Origin of the sequence: Tabrizicola flagellatus (assembly GCF_046295235.1) — a bacterium.
Classification (GTDB): domain Bacteria; phylum Pseudomonadota; class Alphaproteobacteria; order Rhodobacterales; family Rhodobacteraceae; genus Tabrizicola; species Tabrizicola flagellata_A.
The window spans coordinates 41,893-55,546 of record NZ_JBKBLV010000019.1 but is presented as its reverse complement, the minus strand read 5'-3'; the positions used below and the strand labels follow the sequence as shown (position 1 = coordinate 55,546).

Below are 13,654 nucleotides of genomic sequence, written 5' to 3'. Positions count from 1 at the left end.
TCATATCCAGCCGCCCCGCGACATCAGGCCCAGAGCCTCCATCTGCCGCCAGCCGGTGTATCGGGTGGACGCGCCACAGTGCAAGACCGGGTCGGCAGTCAGCCGGTCGTAATAGGCGGCATACTGGGCCGCATCCCCGAAATGCTGGCCGCGCGCCTTTTCCTCGGCCGACCGTTCGGTAATGCCGGGCAGAAACTTGGTGTGCAGAAGGATACCCGAGGTCAGCTCTCCGCCATCGGTGGCATAGACCTGGTTCAGCCAGGCGGGCAGAAGGGAATGGGTCGAGTTGACGTAGGCCTGCCGCCAGTGCCAGCGGACCAGCGGGATCTTGTTCAGCGTTGGGGCCTTGCGGGGGTCCGCCGCGAAGAAGGCCCGCGCCCGGGCGCCGCCCTGGATCCACAGGTTGCGCATCCGTGGCTGGACCTGGACCTGGTAATTGCCGGCGTCGAACCAGCAAAGATGCGCCAGCGGATCCTCGTCCGGCGCGACGGCACCCTGCGAGACCTGGCCTTCGGGATACATGTCCACCGTCAGCGCGCCAAGGCTCGACCGGCCCTGCCGGTCCAGCCAGTCGGTCAGCGCGGGAAGCGGTCGGGTCTGCCAGTAGGGGTAGATCAGAAGCTCGTCGGCATCCAGCGTCAGGCACCAGTGCCCGTGCCCGTAGCGCATCAGGAGCCAGGTCAGCCAGTCCATCCCGAAGCGCGAGGCCTTGTAGCTGCCCTGAGTATGCCAGAGCGAGACATCGGGCTGATCGGCCAGCAGCCGGGACGTGCCATCCGTGCTTGCATTGTCCACGAAAAGGAAATGCCGCACCCCCAGCGCGCGGTGGTGACGCAGGAAATGCGGCAGACGGTGGGCCTCGTTGCGGACACAGGAAAAGCCGAGGATATCGCCCGCGGCGATCTGCGCCGTCCGGTCGGCCAAGGCAGACAGCTGTCCCCTGCGACGAAGGGCTCGCAGCAACAGACGCTGCCGGTTCCGGCGCAGCCTGAGCGCAAGCAGCGCGCCTGTCAGCCCGCGTGGAGGGTCGTCCAGGGCGCCGATCGGGCAGGCATGTGGCAGCCGCCGAATGGGCGAGAGTGCCGATCCCAAGCCTATTGCGCCGCCTTCTGCATCGCGGTCAGGTCGTTGAGGAAGCTGGCGAATTCCTGCCCGAACTCGGGCCGGGCCAGGCCGAAGGCGACGGTGGCCTGCAGGAACCCGATCTTCGAGCCGCAGTCATAGCGCTGGCCGCGGAAGCGCAGGCCGAAGACCGAGTTGGGCTTCTTCGCTTCTTGCGCGATGGCGTCGGTCAACTGGATCTCGCCGCCGGCGCCCTGCTTGATCTTGTTCAGATTTGTCAGCACCTTCGGCGTCAGGATGTAACGGCCGATCACCGCCAGGTTCGAGGGCGCATCCTCGGGGCGAGGCTTTTCCACCATGCCCTTGACGCTGACGATCTCGCCATCGTCCCGGTCGATGTCGAGGACCCCATAGCTGGAGGTCTTCTTCGGAGCGACTTCCATTGCCGCGACCATGCAGCCGCCGGTTTCGGCATGGGCCTCGACCATCTGTTGCAGGCAGGGCTTCTCGGCCGCGATCACGTCGTCGGGCAGAAGCACGGCGAAGGGTTCGTTCCCGATCAGGCGACGGGCGCACCAGACGGCATGGCCAAGGCCCATCGGCCGGTTCTGCCGGACATAGGCGATGGCGCCGGAATCCATGTTGGTGTCCTTGAGGATCTCCAGCAGGTCGGTCTTGTTCTTGCGCCGCAGTTCGGCCTCGAGCTCCGGCGCGTGGTCGAAATAGTCCTCAAGCGCCGACTTTCCGCGCGAGGTGACGAAGATGAATTCCTTGATCCCGGCCGCGCGCGCCTCGTCGATGGCGTACTGGATCAGCGGACGATCAACGAGAGTCATGATCTCTTTCGGGATCGACTTGGTCGCGGGGAGGAATCGCGTGCCAAGCCCCGCAACCGGGAATACCGCCTTGGTGATCTTTCTGCTCTTCATCTGACTCGTCCCAACTTCGTCCGGTCTGGCGCAATGCTTCTGGCTCAATGCTGATCGCAGCCGAATCTGACCTTAAACGGGCAGCGCCGCGGCAATATTCGTAACCTGCATCAGTCCCCCGGCCTTCGCATCAAAAAAAGACTACAAAAAGACAATCCATACCGCCGTTGGCGGAATCACGGGGAATTTTCGGCAAGCATCGTCTCGATGACCGGCACGTCGGACGGGTTGTTCAACTCCCAGAACTGGCGGCCGCGCGATTGCACCTCGACACACAGCACCGGACGACCCTGTTCGAGGAAGCGCAGCTGTTCCAGCCCTTCCAGCTGTTCCAGCGGGCCCATGGGCCAGGTCGGATAGGCAGCCAGCGCGGCGGGGCGGTAGGCATAGACCCCCACATGGTGAAAGACCGGCGTAGGTTCGTCCGGGGCATAGTCGGACCCGGTATAGGGGATGACCTCCTTCGAGAAGTAGAGCGCGCGGCCCCCGGCGCCGAAGACGGCGGTCGTCCCGCCCACCCGGCCGGCGCGGCGGTCGGCCAGAAAGCCCGCGACCGCCCGGCCGTCGCAGCGCAGGACGGGGGTCGCGATGTCGGCCTGCGGATCCCTGGCGAGCCCGGCCACCAGATCCTCGACGAACCAGGCCGGCGTCAGCGGCGCATCGCCCTGGAGGTTCACCACCACGTCGAAACCCGGCAGCTTCGCGGCTACCTCGGCACAACGTTCGGTGCCGTTTCTTGCGGCGGATGAGGTCATCACCACCTCGGCCCCGAAGCCGCTTGCATGGTCGGCGATGCGGTCGTCGTCGGTGGCCACCACCACCCGGTCGATGCCCTTCACCGCCATTGCCGCTTCCCAGCTGCGGCGGATCAGGGTTTTTTCGCCGTCCGGGCCGCGCAGCGCGACCAGCGGCTTGCCGGGATAGCGGGTCGAGGCATAGCGGGCGGGAATGGCGATCAGGGTCTTCATTTCAGCACGACTCCCGGGGCGAAAGCGATGAAGAACGGGTTGTCCCAGCCAGGCTTGCCATAGCCCAGCGCAGCATGGTCGTCGAAGCGCACGACCCGCCCGCCCGCGGCGCGCAGGACGGCGTCGCCCGCCGCCGTGTCCCATTCCATCGTCCGGCCGAGGCGGGGGTAGAGGTCGGCCTCGCCACTTGCCACGAGGCAGAACTTCAGGCTGGAGCCTGCGCTGGTCATGTCGCGCACGGCGTAGCGGCCGATGTAGTCGTCGGTGGCCTGGTCGCGGTGCGATTTCGAGGCCACCACCATCAGAGCGGCATTGTCGGGGGTGGAGACGCGCAGTTGCCGCAGCGGTCCGGGCTCGGGACCGAAGGGGCCGGTCTCCTCGACCGCCGTGCCGTCGGGCCGGGTGTAGAACAGCCGCGCCTTCGCGGGCGCATAGACGATGCCGCAGATCGGCACGCCGTCCTCGACATAGGCGATGTTCACGGTGAAATCGCCGCGGCGCTGGACGAATTCCTTGGTACCGTCCAGCGGATCGACGATGAAGAAGGTTCGCGCGGTCAGGGCGTGGCTTGCGACCTGTTCCTCGGTGATCAGCGGCACATCGGGAAAGGCCGCGCGCAGACCGGCCGAGATCACCGCATCGGCTGCCATGTCCGCCTCGGTCACGGGCGAGGCATCGCCCTTGGCGCGGACCTCGAAATCGGGGCCCGCATAGACCTGCATGATCCGGTCGCCGGCCTGCAACGCCAGTCGGCGAAAAAGCGGCACGAGTTTCTGAAGATCCATGACCGCTCCCGTGGCGATTGAAGAACCTGACGCGCGCCCTTATCCTGCCTCGTCAACGGAACGGCAAGGTTTCCTGTGGAAACATGCCGGACGAGACAGGGTTTGCGGCATGTTCCGGCACCGGCAATACGACCGATCGTGGTTCAGTCTGGGGTTCGAGACCCTGGAACTGATCTACCATGTCGCGGTGCGCAACATGCGCAAGACCCATCACAATGCGGTCCTCGGCCTTGTCATGGCGATCATCCAGTCGCTGCTGATGCTGCTGGTGATGTATTTCATGATGAGCCTGTTCGGCATGCGCAGGATCGCGGTCCGCGGCGACTTCATGCTGTATGTCATGTCGGGCGTCTTCATGTTCATGACCCATATCAAGGCGATCGGCGCGGTCGCCTCGGCCGACGGGCCGACCTCGAGCCTGATGATGCATGCGCCGATGAATCCGATCATCTCGATCATGGGGGCAGCACTGGGGTCGCTCTACCAGCAGACCCTGGCCGCTGCGGTCATCCTGTTCGTCTATCATGCCGCCATTACCCCGGTGACGATCGATGACCCGGTCGGCATGATGGGCATGTTCCTGTTGTCGTGGTTCAGCGGGATCGGCATCGGCATGATCTTCCTGTCGGCCATGCCCTGGCAGCCCGAGGCCGTCAGCATCATCAAGACGCTCTATCAGCGGATCAATGTCCTTGCCTCGGGCAAGATGGTGCTGGCCAACAACCTGCCGCCAACCCGCAGGGACTGGTTCGACTGGAACCCGCTGTTCCACACCATCGACCAGGCGCGCGGCTTCGTGTTCCTGAACTACACGCCGCGCTATACCAGCTATGACTATGCCATCTGGTTCGCGCTGGCCTGCATCCTGATCGGCCTGATGGCCGAGTTCTTCACGCGCCAGCACGCCTCGGCAAGCTGGAACAAGCGGCACTGACCGGAGCAGGTCGAGGGACTTGCCCTGGAAGTTCAGTCATCCAGCAGCCGGTCCATGGCGGCGGCGGCATGGTCCGGGTCGCCCTTCTCGATGGCGGCGACAAGGGCTTCGTAGTGCGGGGTCCGCGCGGCCGCCAGTCCTTCGGGCGGGGCGAGGAGATCCGAGGTCAGGCGACCTTGCACCGCATGCGCGATGCCGAACTCCAGAAGCGCGGTCGCGGCGCGCAGGAAGGGATTGCCCGAGGCCTCGGCGATCACGCGATGGATCTCGAACTCGGCCATGGCGAAGGGTTCCGGCTGATGGGTCATGACGCTGCGCTGGTTCAGCCAGTAGTAGAGCAGCCGCACATGTTCCGCCTCGCGGTTTGCCGCAGCCTGGCGGGCGGCCTGAAGCTCCAGCCCGCGACGCACCAGCCGGAAATCGGCCAGGAAGGCGGGCGAGGGGCCGCTTTCCAGCTTCCAGGTCAGGATCTGGCGGTCGAAGAGGTTCCAGCGCGACTGCGGCAGCACGCGGGTGCCGACCTTGGCGCGCGCCTCGACCAGGCCCTTGGCCTCCAGCGTCTTCAGCGCCTCGCGCAGCACGGTGCGCGAGACGCCGAAACGGTCCATCATCTCGGCATCGCCCGGCAGGCTTGAGCCTACGGGCATCTCGCCGGACACGATGGCGCGGCCGACCTCGTTTATGACGTAGGAATGGAAGTTCCGCGCCGTCTGCCGCCCGGAGAGCGTTCGGATCAGGCTCCCGGGTTCGCTCATCTCGCTTGGTCCAAGAGGTTACGTTCGGCGCGGTCCGGCCCGGAACACCAGGCGTTGCAGCACGATGAACATAAACAAAAGCACGCCGACGACAATCTTGGTCCACCAGCTGCTGAGCGTGCCGTCGAAGACGATGTAGGTCTGCACCAGGCCCTGCAACATGACCCCGATGAAGGTGCCGGCGACAAAGCCGTAGCCGCCGGTCAAGAGCGTGCCGCCGATCACCACGGCGGCGATGGCGTCCAGTTCCACCCCAAGGGCGTTCAGGCTGTAGCCGGCCGAGGTGTAAAGCGAGAAGACCACCCCGGCGAGGCCGGCGAGGAACGAGGACAGCGCATAGATCGCGATGGTGGTGCGGGCGACGGGCACACCCATCAACGCGGCGGAGGTTTCCGACCCGCCGAGCGCATAGACGTTGGATCCGAACCGCGTGCGGTGCGCAAGAAGGATCGCCACGGCAAAGACCATGAGCATTATGATCCCGACCACGGTCAGGCGGCCTCCGCCCGGCAGGAGGATATAGCTTTTCGATACCCCTGAATAGAAGGCGTGCTGGATGCCGATGGAATCCGGCGACAGGACCGAGGCGCCGCCTCGGGCGAGGAACATGCCGGCGAGGGTCACGATGAAGCTGGGCACTTTCAGATAGTGGATGGCCGCCCCCATGATCGCTCCGAACCCGGCGGCGACGGTCAGGGCGATGGCGAAGGCCACCAGCGGGTGCAGGTTCAGCCACATGATGAGGACGGCGATCAGGACGGTGGTGAAGCCGATCACAGCGCCCACCGACAGGTCGATCCCGCCCGACAGGATCACGAAGGTCATGCCGACGGCGGCAATCCCGAGGAAGGCGTTGTCGGTCAGGAAGTTGCCCAGGACCCGGGTCGAGAACATCGCCGGATGCTGCGTCACCGCCAGAAGGTAGGCGAACAGGAAGATGAGCGTGGTGGCCAGAAGCGGGCGCAGGCTGCGGGTCATTGCGATTTTCCGGGCAGGCGGCGGAACAGGCGCGCCGACAGGGGGGATTGCAGGACGAGGATCACGATGATGACGGCGGACTTCACGACCAGGTTGAACTCGGGCGAGAAGCCCGAGATCAGGATGCCGGTGTTCATCGCCTGGATGATCATCGCGCCCAGGACCGCCATCGGGATCGAGAAGCGCCCACCCATCAGCGAGGTGCCGCCGATGACTACGGCAAGGATCGCGTCCAGCTCCAGCCAGAGGCCGGCGTTGTTGGCATCCGCACCGCGGATGTCCCCGGCGACGATCAGGCCGGACACCGCGGCGCAGAAGCCCGCGAAGGTATAGACGATGAGAAGCAGCGCGCCCGAGGACAGCCCGGCGAACCGCGCGGCCGAGCGGTTGATGCCCACCGCCTCGATCAGAAGGCCAAGCGCGGTGCGGCGGACGATCAGCGTGGCCAGAAGCATCAGCGTGAAGGCGATGACCACGGGCATCGGGAAGCCGAGGAACGACCCGGTGCCGATGAAGATCAGCACGGGGTCCGAGAAGGTGACGATGTAGCCTTCCGTGATCAGCTGGGCGAGCCCGCGGCCCGCGACCATCAGGACCAGGGTCGCGATGATCGGCTGGATCTCCAGCACGGTGACGAGGATCCCGTTCCACAGCCCGCAGACCAGCCCTGCGCCAAGGGCGGCCAGCACCGCCATCCAGGCGGGATAGCCCGAGGTGACCATGACCGCCGCAACGGCCCCGCTGATCGCCATGACGGCACCGACCGACAGGTCCACGCCCTTGGTGGCGATGACCATGGTCATCCCGATGGCCAGGATCGCGACCGGCGCGCCCCGGTTCAGCACGTCGATCAGGCTGCCGAAGAAGCGGCCGTCCTGCCAGGTGACGGTGAAGAAGCCGGGGAACAGTAGCCAGTTGACGAAGAGGACGGCGGCAAGGGCGATGACCTGCGGCCGGGTCACGAAGCTCGCCAGCGGGCGCGGGCGCGGCAGGGGCGGCTCGGTCGTGGGACGAAGATCGACGGTCTGACGGGTCACGGGCGCACCTCTTGCGGAGTTCCGGCGATAGCCTGGACGATGGCGTCCGAGGCGATGTCGGGGCCGGCGAGTTCCGCCACCATCTCGCGGTCGCGCATGACGACGATGCGGTTCGAATAGGCCACCACCTCGTCCAGCTCCGACGAGATGACGAACAGCGCCAGCCCCTCCTCGCGCAGGCGGTTGATGCTGCGGACGATCTCGGCATGGGCGCCCACGTCGATGCCGCGGGTGGGCTCGTCGAGGATCAGGAAGGTCGGGTCGATCGCCAGCCAGCGGGCGAGGATCACCTTCTGCTGGTTGCCCCCGGACAGAAGCTTGACCGGCATGTCGTGGTTGGCCGCGCGGATGTCCAATGCCTCGGCATAGCGGCCTGCGAGTTCGACCTGGTCCTCGCGGTTCAGGGCCTTGAACCAGCCAAGCTTGGCCTGAAGCGCGATGATGATGTTTTCCCGCACGGAAAGGTCGCCGAAGATGCCGTCCAGCTTGCGGTCCTCGGGGCAGAAGCCGAAGCCCGCCGCCACCGCCTGCGCCGGGTTGCGGATCGTCACCGGCTTGTCATCGACAAGGACCTGCCCGCCCTCGGCGCCGTCGACGCCGAACATCAGCCGCGCCACCTCGGTCCGGCCCGAGCCGAGAAGCCCTGCCACCCCGACGACCTCGCCTTCGTGGACCGCGAGGTCGAAGGGGGCCAGTCCCTTGCGGTTCAGCCCCTTGAAGGCGACGCGGACCTGGCCGCGCGTCGATCCGGCCAGCGCGGTCGGGTGGTGTTCGAAGGCCACGTCCTTGCCCAGCATCATGCGCACGACATCGGTGGTGTTGAGTGTGGTCAGCGCCTGGGTCGCGACCTTGCGGCCATTGCGCAGGATCGTCACGCGGTCGGCCAGGTCGAACACCTGGTCGAGGAAATGGGTGATGAAGATGATCGCCAGACCCTTGGCCTTCAGTCCGCGCACCACCTCGAACAGGCGTTGCACCTCGTTGCGGTCAAGGCTGGCGGTCGGTTCGTCCAGCACCAGAACCTTGCCCGACAGTTCCACCGCGCGGGCGATGGCGACGATCTGCTGGACGGCCACGGAATATTCGGAAAGCTCGGCCCGCACGTCGATATCAAGCCCGTAGCGGGACAGAAGCTCGCGCGCCAGGGCGTCGATCCGGCGGCGATCGACCAGGCCGAAGCGCGTGGGCTGGCGGCCGAGGAACAGGTTTTCCGAGACCGACCGGTTCGGCAGGAGATTGACCTCCTGATAAACCGTGCCGATCCCGTAGCCTTGCCCGTGCAGCGGATCGCGCAGGTGGATCGGCTGGCCGTCAAGCAGAAGCTCGCCCCCGTCGGGCTGATAGGCGCCGGTCAGGATCTTGATCAGCGTGGACTTGCCCGCGCCGTTCTCGCCCAGAAGCGCGTGCACCTCGCCGGCATTGGCCGCGAAATCCACATTGTCCAGCGCGCGGTGCTGGCCGAAGACCTTCACGATCCCCCGCGCCTCGAGCACCGGCCGTGCGGTTCCATCGGTCATCACTGCCTCCCGTTCCGTCCGCCAACTGTCCGCCGATCCCGCGGATAAAGCAATTCCGCCGGGCGGGGCCCCTCGCCCCGCCCGGCGGCGCCCCGGAGAGGAAACCTAGTATCCGAGGCCTTTGCGCCGCTCGTATTCGCCCTGCGGGTCGTCTGCCGGGGTGTAGAGCTTCGACTCGGTGATGATGAACTTCGGCGGCACGGTGCCGCTGTTCAGATAGGCATCCAGCGCCTCGAAGGCGGGGCCGGCCATGTTCGGGGTCAGCTCGACCGTGGCATTGGCCTCGCCCGCGACCATCGCGGCGAAGATGTCCGGGACCGCGTCGATCGACACGACCAGGATGTCCGAGCCCGGCTTCAGGCCCGCATCCTTGATCGCCTGGATCGCGCCCACCGCCATGTCGTCGTTGTGGGCATAGACCGCGCAGATGTTCTTGCCCCCGTCCTCGGCCTTGATGAAGCCCTCCATGACTTCCTTGCCCTTGGACCGGGTGAAGTCGCCGGTCTGGCTGCGTATGATGGTCAGGTTGGCCTTGCCCGCGATGGCTTCCTCGAAGCCCTGCTTGCGGTTGATCGCGGGCGAAGAGCCCACGGTGCCCTGCAGTTCGACGACATTGCACTGCTTGTCGCCGACGGCACCCACCAGCCATTCGCCGGCCACGCTGCCTTCCTTCACCTGGTCTGAAGCGACCGAGGTCAGGTAGAGGTCTTCCGGCCCTTCGATGCCGCGGTCCAGAAGGACGACGGGGATACCCGCTTCCTTGGCCTCGGTCAGCACCTCTTCCCAGCCGGTGGCCACGACCGGAGCGACGAGGATCGCATCGACGCCTTGCGCGATGAAGCCGCGGATCGCCTTGATCTGGTTTTCCTGCTTCTGCTGCGCATCGGCGAACTTCAGGTCGATGCCCAGATCAGCCGCCACCTGCTTGGTCACCGAGGTCTCCGCCGCGCGCCAGCCCGACTCGGACCCGATCTGCGAGAAGCCGATGACCTTGCCCTGAAGACCTTCCGCATAGGCGGCTGAAAGCAAAAAGCCACTCAGTCCCGCGCCAAGCGCGAGAGCCTTGAAAACGTTCATGATTTCCTCCCAATGGAAAACTTGGCCACTCTCCTCGGGTGGCTCAGGGGACGTTATCAAAAGTATTACTATATGCAACAAATTTGTTCCCTGTGCCTTGCGTGACCCAGCCGGACGCGGCCGTCGGGACGGTCGATGCCGGTTTCTGCCCAGAGCCCGACCGGATAGCGCGCAAGGCCCCCTGCACCAGATGCAGAGCATCATCTTATGCGGGCGCCCCAGCCAATTCCGCTACAGGTCCGCACCGATGCGGAAGATTCGCCACAATGCCCGTCATGCAACCGTTGCAGGCCGGAAAACGCCTGCCTATATACGCCTCACACGGGCGCCGGGCCGCCAGACCCGACGTCTTCTCTCAAGGCGGGGATGCCTTCTGATCCAGGGTCCTTGCCGGAACATCGCCTGAACCAAAGGGATACACACATGGCCAAAGTCATCGGTATTGACCTCGGGACGACGAACTCCTGCGTTGCCATCATGGATGGTTCGCAGCCCCGCGTCATCGAGAACTCGGAAGGCGCGCGCACGACGCCTTCGATCGTCGGCTTCACGGAAAGCGAACGCCTTGTCGGCCAGCCCGCCAAGCGCCAGGCCGTGACCAACCCCGCAAACACCATCTTCGCCGTCAAGCGGCTGATCGGCCGCCGCCTGGGCGACCCCGAGGTCGAGAAGGACAAGAAGCTTGTCCCCTACAAGATCGTGGACGGCGGCAACGGCGACGCCTGGGTCGAAGTGCGCGGCGAGAAATACAGCCCCAGCCAGGTCTCGGCCTTCATCCTGCAGAAGATGAAGGAAACCGCCGAGTCCTATCTGGGTGAACCCGTCACCCAGGCCGTCATCACGGTTCCGGCCTACTTCAACGACGCCCAGCGTCAGGCGACCAAGGACGCCGGCAAGATCGCGGGTCTGGAAGTCCTGCGCATCATCAACGAACCGACTGCGGCCGCGCTGGCCTATGGCCTCGACAAGAAGGAATCGAAGACGATCGCCGTCTATGACCTTGGCGGCGGCACCTTCGACATCACCATCCTGGAAATCGATGACGGCCTGTTTGAGGTAAAGTCCACGAACGGCGACACCTTCCTTGGCGGTGAAGACTTCGACATGCGCATCGTCCAGTACCTCGCGGACGAGTTCAAGAAAGAGCATGGCGTTGACCTGACGCTGGACAAGATGGCGCTGCAGCGTCTGAAGGAAGCGGCGGAAAAGGCGAAGATCGAGCTGTCGTCGTCCCAGCAGACCGAGATCAACCAGCCGTTCATCAGCATGGACAAGAACACCGGGCAGCCTCTGCACCTGGTGGTCAAGCTGACCCGCGCCAAGCTGGAGAGCCTGGTCGATGACCTGATCAAAAAGTCGATCAAGCCCTGTCAGGCCGCGCTGAAGGATGCCGGCGTGTCCAAGGACGACATCGACGAGGTCGTGCTCGTGGGCGGTATGACCCGCATGCCGAAGGTGATCGAAGAGGTCACCAAGTTCTTCGGGAAAGAGCCGCACAAGGGCGTGAACCCGGATGAAGTCGTGGCCATGGGCGCCGCGATCCAGGCCGGCGTGCTGCAGGGCGACGTGAAGGACGTGGTGCTGCTGGACGTGACCCCGCTGTCGCTGGGGATCGAGACGCTGGGTGGCGTGTTCACCCGCCTGATCGACCGCAACACCACGATCCCGACCAAGAAGTCTCAGGTCTTCTCGACCGCCGAGGACAACCAGAACGCGGTGACGATCCGCGTGTTCCAGGGCGAGCGGGAAATGGCCGCGGACAACAAGCTGCTCGGTCAGTTCAACCTGGAACAGATCCCGCCCGCGCCCCGCGGCGTGCCGCAGATCGAGGTGACCTTCGACATCGACGCGAACGGTATCGTGTCGGTTTCGGCCAAGGACAAGGGCACGGGTCGCGCGCAGCAGATCACGATCCAGGCCTCGGGCGGTCTGTCGGAGGCCGACATCGAGAAGATGATCAAGGACGCGGAAGCGAATGCCGAGGCCGACAAGGCCCGCAAGGAGCTGGTCGAGACGAAGAACCAGGGCGAAAGCCTGCTGCACTCGACCAGGAAGAGCCTGGCGGAACATTCCGACAAGGTGGACCCGTCCACCGTCGAGGCGATCGAGCTGGCGATGAGCCCGCTGGAAGACGCGCTGAAAGGCGAGGATGCCGGCAAGATCAAGTCGGCGATCCAGAACCTGACCGAGGCCGCGATGAAGCTGGGCGAGGCGATCTACAAGGCGAGCCAGGCCGAAGGTGGTTCGGGTGACGACGAGCCACGCCCGGTGGACGACGACGACATCGTCGATGCCGACTTCGAGGACTTGGGCAACAACAAGCGGAAGTAAGCCGCGGGAACACGGGAAGGGGGCGGTCTGGCAACGGGCCGCCCCTCCTCGGTTCCAGATGGGGGTTTTGCCGTGGCAAAGCGCGACTATTACGAAGTGCTCGGGGTCAGGAAGGGCGCTTCGGCCGAAGAGCTGAAGAAGGCCTATCGCCAGAAGGCGAAGGAACTGCACCCTGACCGGAACGCCGACAATCCGCAGGCCGAGGCCCAGTTCAAGGAAGTGAACGAGGCCTACGACGTCCTGAAGGACGAGCAGAAGAAGGCGGCCTATGACCGCTTCGGCCATGCAGCCTTCGAGGGCGGCATGGGCGGTGGCCCGCGTCCTGGCGGCTATGGCCAGCAGGGCGATTTCGCATCCGCGTTTTCGGATGTGTTCGAGGACCTGTTCGGCGATTTCATGGGCCGCGGTGGCGGCGGTGGTGGTGGTCGCAGCCGGGCGCAGCGCGGCTCGGATCTGCGCTACAACCTGCGGGTTTCGCTGGAAGAGGCCTATACCGGCATCCAGAAGACGATCCACGTTCCGACCTCGGTCACCTGCGACACCTGCCACGGGTCGGGGGCCGAGGGAGGCGCCGAGCCCGTCACCTGCCCGACCTGCAACGGCATGGGCAAGGTCCGGGCGCAGCAGGGTTTCTTCACCATCGAACGCACCTGCCCGCAGTGCAACGGCATGGGCCAGATCATCAAGAACCCCTGCCGGACCTGTGGCGGCCAGGGTCGGGTGCAGAAGGAGAAGCAGCTGTCGGTCAACATTCCGCCGGGGGTGGAGACGGGCACGCGCATCCGTCTGGCCGGCGAGGGCGAGGCGGGTCTGCGCGGCGGGCCGAATGGCGACCTCTACATCTTCATCGAGGTGAAGGAGCACGCGCTCTTCCAGAGGGACGGCATCCACCTGTTCTGCCGGGTGCCGGTCAGCATGCCGACGGCCGCCCTTGGTGGCGAGATCGAGGTGCCGACGATCGACGGCGGCAAGGCGCGGGTGAAGGTACCGGCCGGGGCGCAGTCGGGCAAGCAGATGCGGCTGCGCGGCAAGGGCATGCCGGCGTTGCGGTCGTCGAACACGGGTGACATGGTGATCGAGCTTGCGGTCGAGACCCCGGTGAACCTGACGGCGCGGCAGCGCGAGCTTCTGCGCGAGTTCGAGAAGCTGAGCGAGGAGAACAACCCCGAAAGCTCCAGCTTCTTCGGAAAGGTCAAGGGCTTCTGGGACGGGATGAAGGGCTGACCCTTTCGTAGGGTGGGCAAGTTGCCCACCCTAATCTTGCGCAGCGCCGTTAACTGT

The 13,654-nt window shown here is 65.4% G+C and carries 12 protein-coding genes; 3 read left to right on the top strand and 9 right to left on the bottom strand.

Annotation, left to right across the window (positions count from 1 at the left end):
• The 4 genes from ACK4IU_RS10240 to cysQ form a co-directional block, all read right to left on the bottom strand.
• On the bottom strand, window positions 1–924 hold the full coding sequence (locus ACK4IU_RS10240; RefSeq protein ID WP_409734593.1) for a glycosyltransferase family 2 protein: 924 nt from the start codon (window positions 922–924) through the stop codon (window positions 1–3).
• Between the two features lie 170 nt (window positions 925–1,094).
• The gene (gene galU / locus ACK4IU_RS10235; RefSeq protein ID WP_409734591.1) at window positions 1,095–1,991 is read right to left on the bottom strand and encodes a UTP--glucose-1-phosphate uridylyltransferase GalU; all 897 of its coding nucleotides are present in this window, start codon (window positions 1,989–1,991) and stop codon (window positions 1,095–1,097) included.
• Window positions 1,992–2,167: 176 nt separating this feature from the next.
• Window positions 2,168–2,959, bottom strand: coding sequence for a 3-deoxy-manno-octulosonate cytidylyltransferase (locus tag ACK4IU_RS10230; protein ID WP_409734588.1), 792 nt, complete (start codon window positions 2,957–2,959; stop codon window positions 2,168–2,170).
• Window positions 2,956–3,744: a 3'(2'),5'-bisphosphate nucleotidase CysQ gene (gene cysQ, locus ACK4IU_RS10225; protein ID WP_409734586.1), complete on the bottom strand. Its 789-nt coding sequence runs from the start codon at window positions 3,742–3,744 to the stop codon at window positions 2,956–2,958. Before cysQ ends, ACK4IU_RS10230 begins: the two co-directional genes overlap by 4 nt.
• A 109-nt stretch (window positions 3,745–3,853) precedes the next feature.
• Here cysQ and ACK4IU_RS10220 point away from each other — a divergent pair, with 109 nt between their 5' ends.
• A complete protein-coding gene (locus ACK4IU_RS10220) occupies window positions 3,854–4,678 on the top strand; it encodes an ABC transporter permease (protein ID WP_409734584.1) in 825 nt (274 codons plus the stop codon).
• A 32-nt stretch (window positions 4,679–4,710) separates the two neighbouring features.
• Here ACK4IU_RS10220 and ACK4IU_RS10215 read toward each other — a convergent pair whose 3' ends face one another.
• From ACK4IU_RS10215 to ytfQ, 5 genes are all read right to left on the bottom strand, one after another.
• The gene (locus ACK4IU_RS10215; protein WP_409734582.1) at window positions 4,711–5,433 is read right to left on the bottom strand and encodes a FadR/GntR family transcriptional regulator; all 723 of its coding nucleotides are present in this window, start codon (window positions 5,431–5,433) and stop codon (window positions 4,711–4,713) included.
• An 18-nt stretch (window positions 5,434–5,451) separates the two neighbouring features.
• A complete protein-coding gene (gene yjfF / locus ACK4IU_RS10210) occupies window positions 5,452–6,411 on the bottom strand; it encodes a galactofuranose ABC transporter, permease protein YjfF (RefSeq protein WP_409734580.1) in 960 nt (319 codons plus the stop codon).
• The gene (locus ACK4IU_RS10205) at window positions 6,408–7,448 is read right to left on the bottom strand and encodes an ABC transporter permease (RefSeq protein ID WP_409734578.1); all 1,041 of its coding nucleotides are present in this window, start codon (window positions 7,446–7,448) and stop codon (window positions 6,408–6,410) included. Before ACK4IU_RS10205 ends, yjfF begins: the two co-directional genes overlap by 4 nt.
• Window positions 7,445–8,965 carry a sugar ABC transporter ATP-binding protein gene (locus ACK4IU_RS10200; protein WP_409734575.1) on the bottom strand — a complete coding sequence of 507 codons (1,521 nt, stop codon included), beginning with the start codon at window positions 8,963–8,965 and terminating at the stop codon, window positions 7,445–7,447. The genes ACK4IU_RS10205 and ACK4IU_RS10200 overlap by 4 nt, the downstream gene beginning before the upstream one ends.
• Before the next feature lie 105 nt (window positions 8,966–9,070).
• Entirely contained in the window at window positions 9,071–10,042 is a 972-nt protein-coding gene (gene ytfQ / locus ACK4IU_RS10195; RefSeq protein WP_409734572.1) for a galactofuranose ABC transporter, galactofuranose-binding protein YtfQ, read from the bottom strand.
• A gap of 423 nt (window positions 10,043–10,465) precedes the next feature.
• Here ytfQ and dnaK point away from each other — a divergent pair, with 423 nt between their 5' ends.
• On the top strand, window positions 10,466–12,373 hold the full coding sequence (dnaK, locus tag ACK4IU_RS10190; RefSeq protein ID WP_409734569.1) for a molecular chaperone DnaK: 1,908 nt from the start codon (window positions 10,466–10,468) through the stop codon (window positions 12,371–12,373).
• 72 nt (window positions 12,374–12,445) lie between these two features.
• Window positions 12,446–13,597: a molecular chaperone DnaJ gene (dnaJ, locus tag ACK4IU_RS10185; RefSeq protein ID WP_409734566.1), complete on the top strand. Its 1,152-nt coding sequence runs from the start codon at window positions 12,446–12,448 to the stop codon at window positions 13,595–13,597.
• Window positions 13,598–13,654: the final 57 nt, after the last annotated feature.

Coding starts and splice junctions, on each gene's coding strand:
- galU (WP_409734591.1), bottom strand. CDS start 1,991: ATGAAGAGCAGAAAGATCACCAAGGCGGTATTCCCGGTTGCGGGGCTT.
- ACK4IU_RS10230 (WP_409734588.1), bottom strand. CDS start 2,959: ATGAAGACCCTGATCGCCATTCCCGCCCGCTATGCCTCGACCCGCTAT.
- cysQ (WP_409734586.1), bottom strand. CDS start 3,744: ATGGATCTTCAGAAACTCGTGCCGCTTTTTCGCCGACTGGCGTTGCAG.
- ACK4IU_RS10220 (WP_409734584.1), top strand. CDS start 3,854: ATGTTCCGGCACCGGCAATACGACCGATCGTGGTTCAGTCTGGGGTTC.
- ACK4IU_RS10215 (WP_409734582.1), bottom strand. CDS start 5,433: ATGAGCGAACCCGGGAGCCTGATCCGAACGCTCTCCGGGCGGCAGACG.
- yjfF (WP_409734580.1), bottom strand. CDS start 6,411: ATGACCCGCAGCCTGCGCCCGCTTCTGGCCACCACGCTCATCTTCCTG.
- ACK4IU_RS10200 (WP_409734575.1), bottom strand. CDS start 8,965: ATGACCGATGGAACCGCACGGCCGGTGCTCGAGGCGCGGGGGATCGTG.
- ytfQ (WP_409734572.1), bottom strand. CDS start 10,042: ATGAACGTTTTCAAGGCTCTCGCGCTTGGCGCGGGACTGAGTGGCTTT.
- dnaK (WP_409734569.1), top strand. CDS start 10,466: ATGGCCAAAGTCATCGGTATTGACCTCGGGACGACGAACTCCTGCGTT.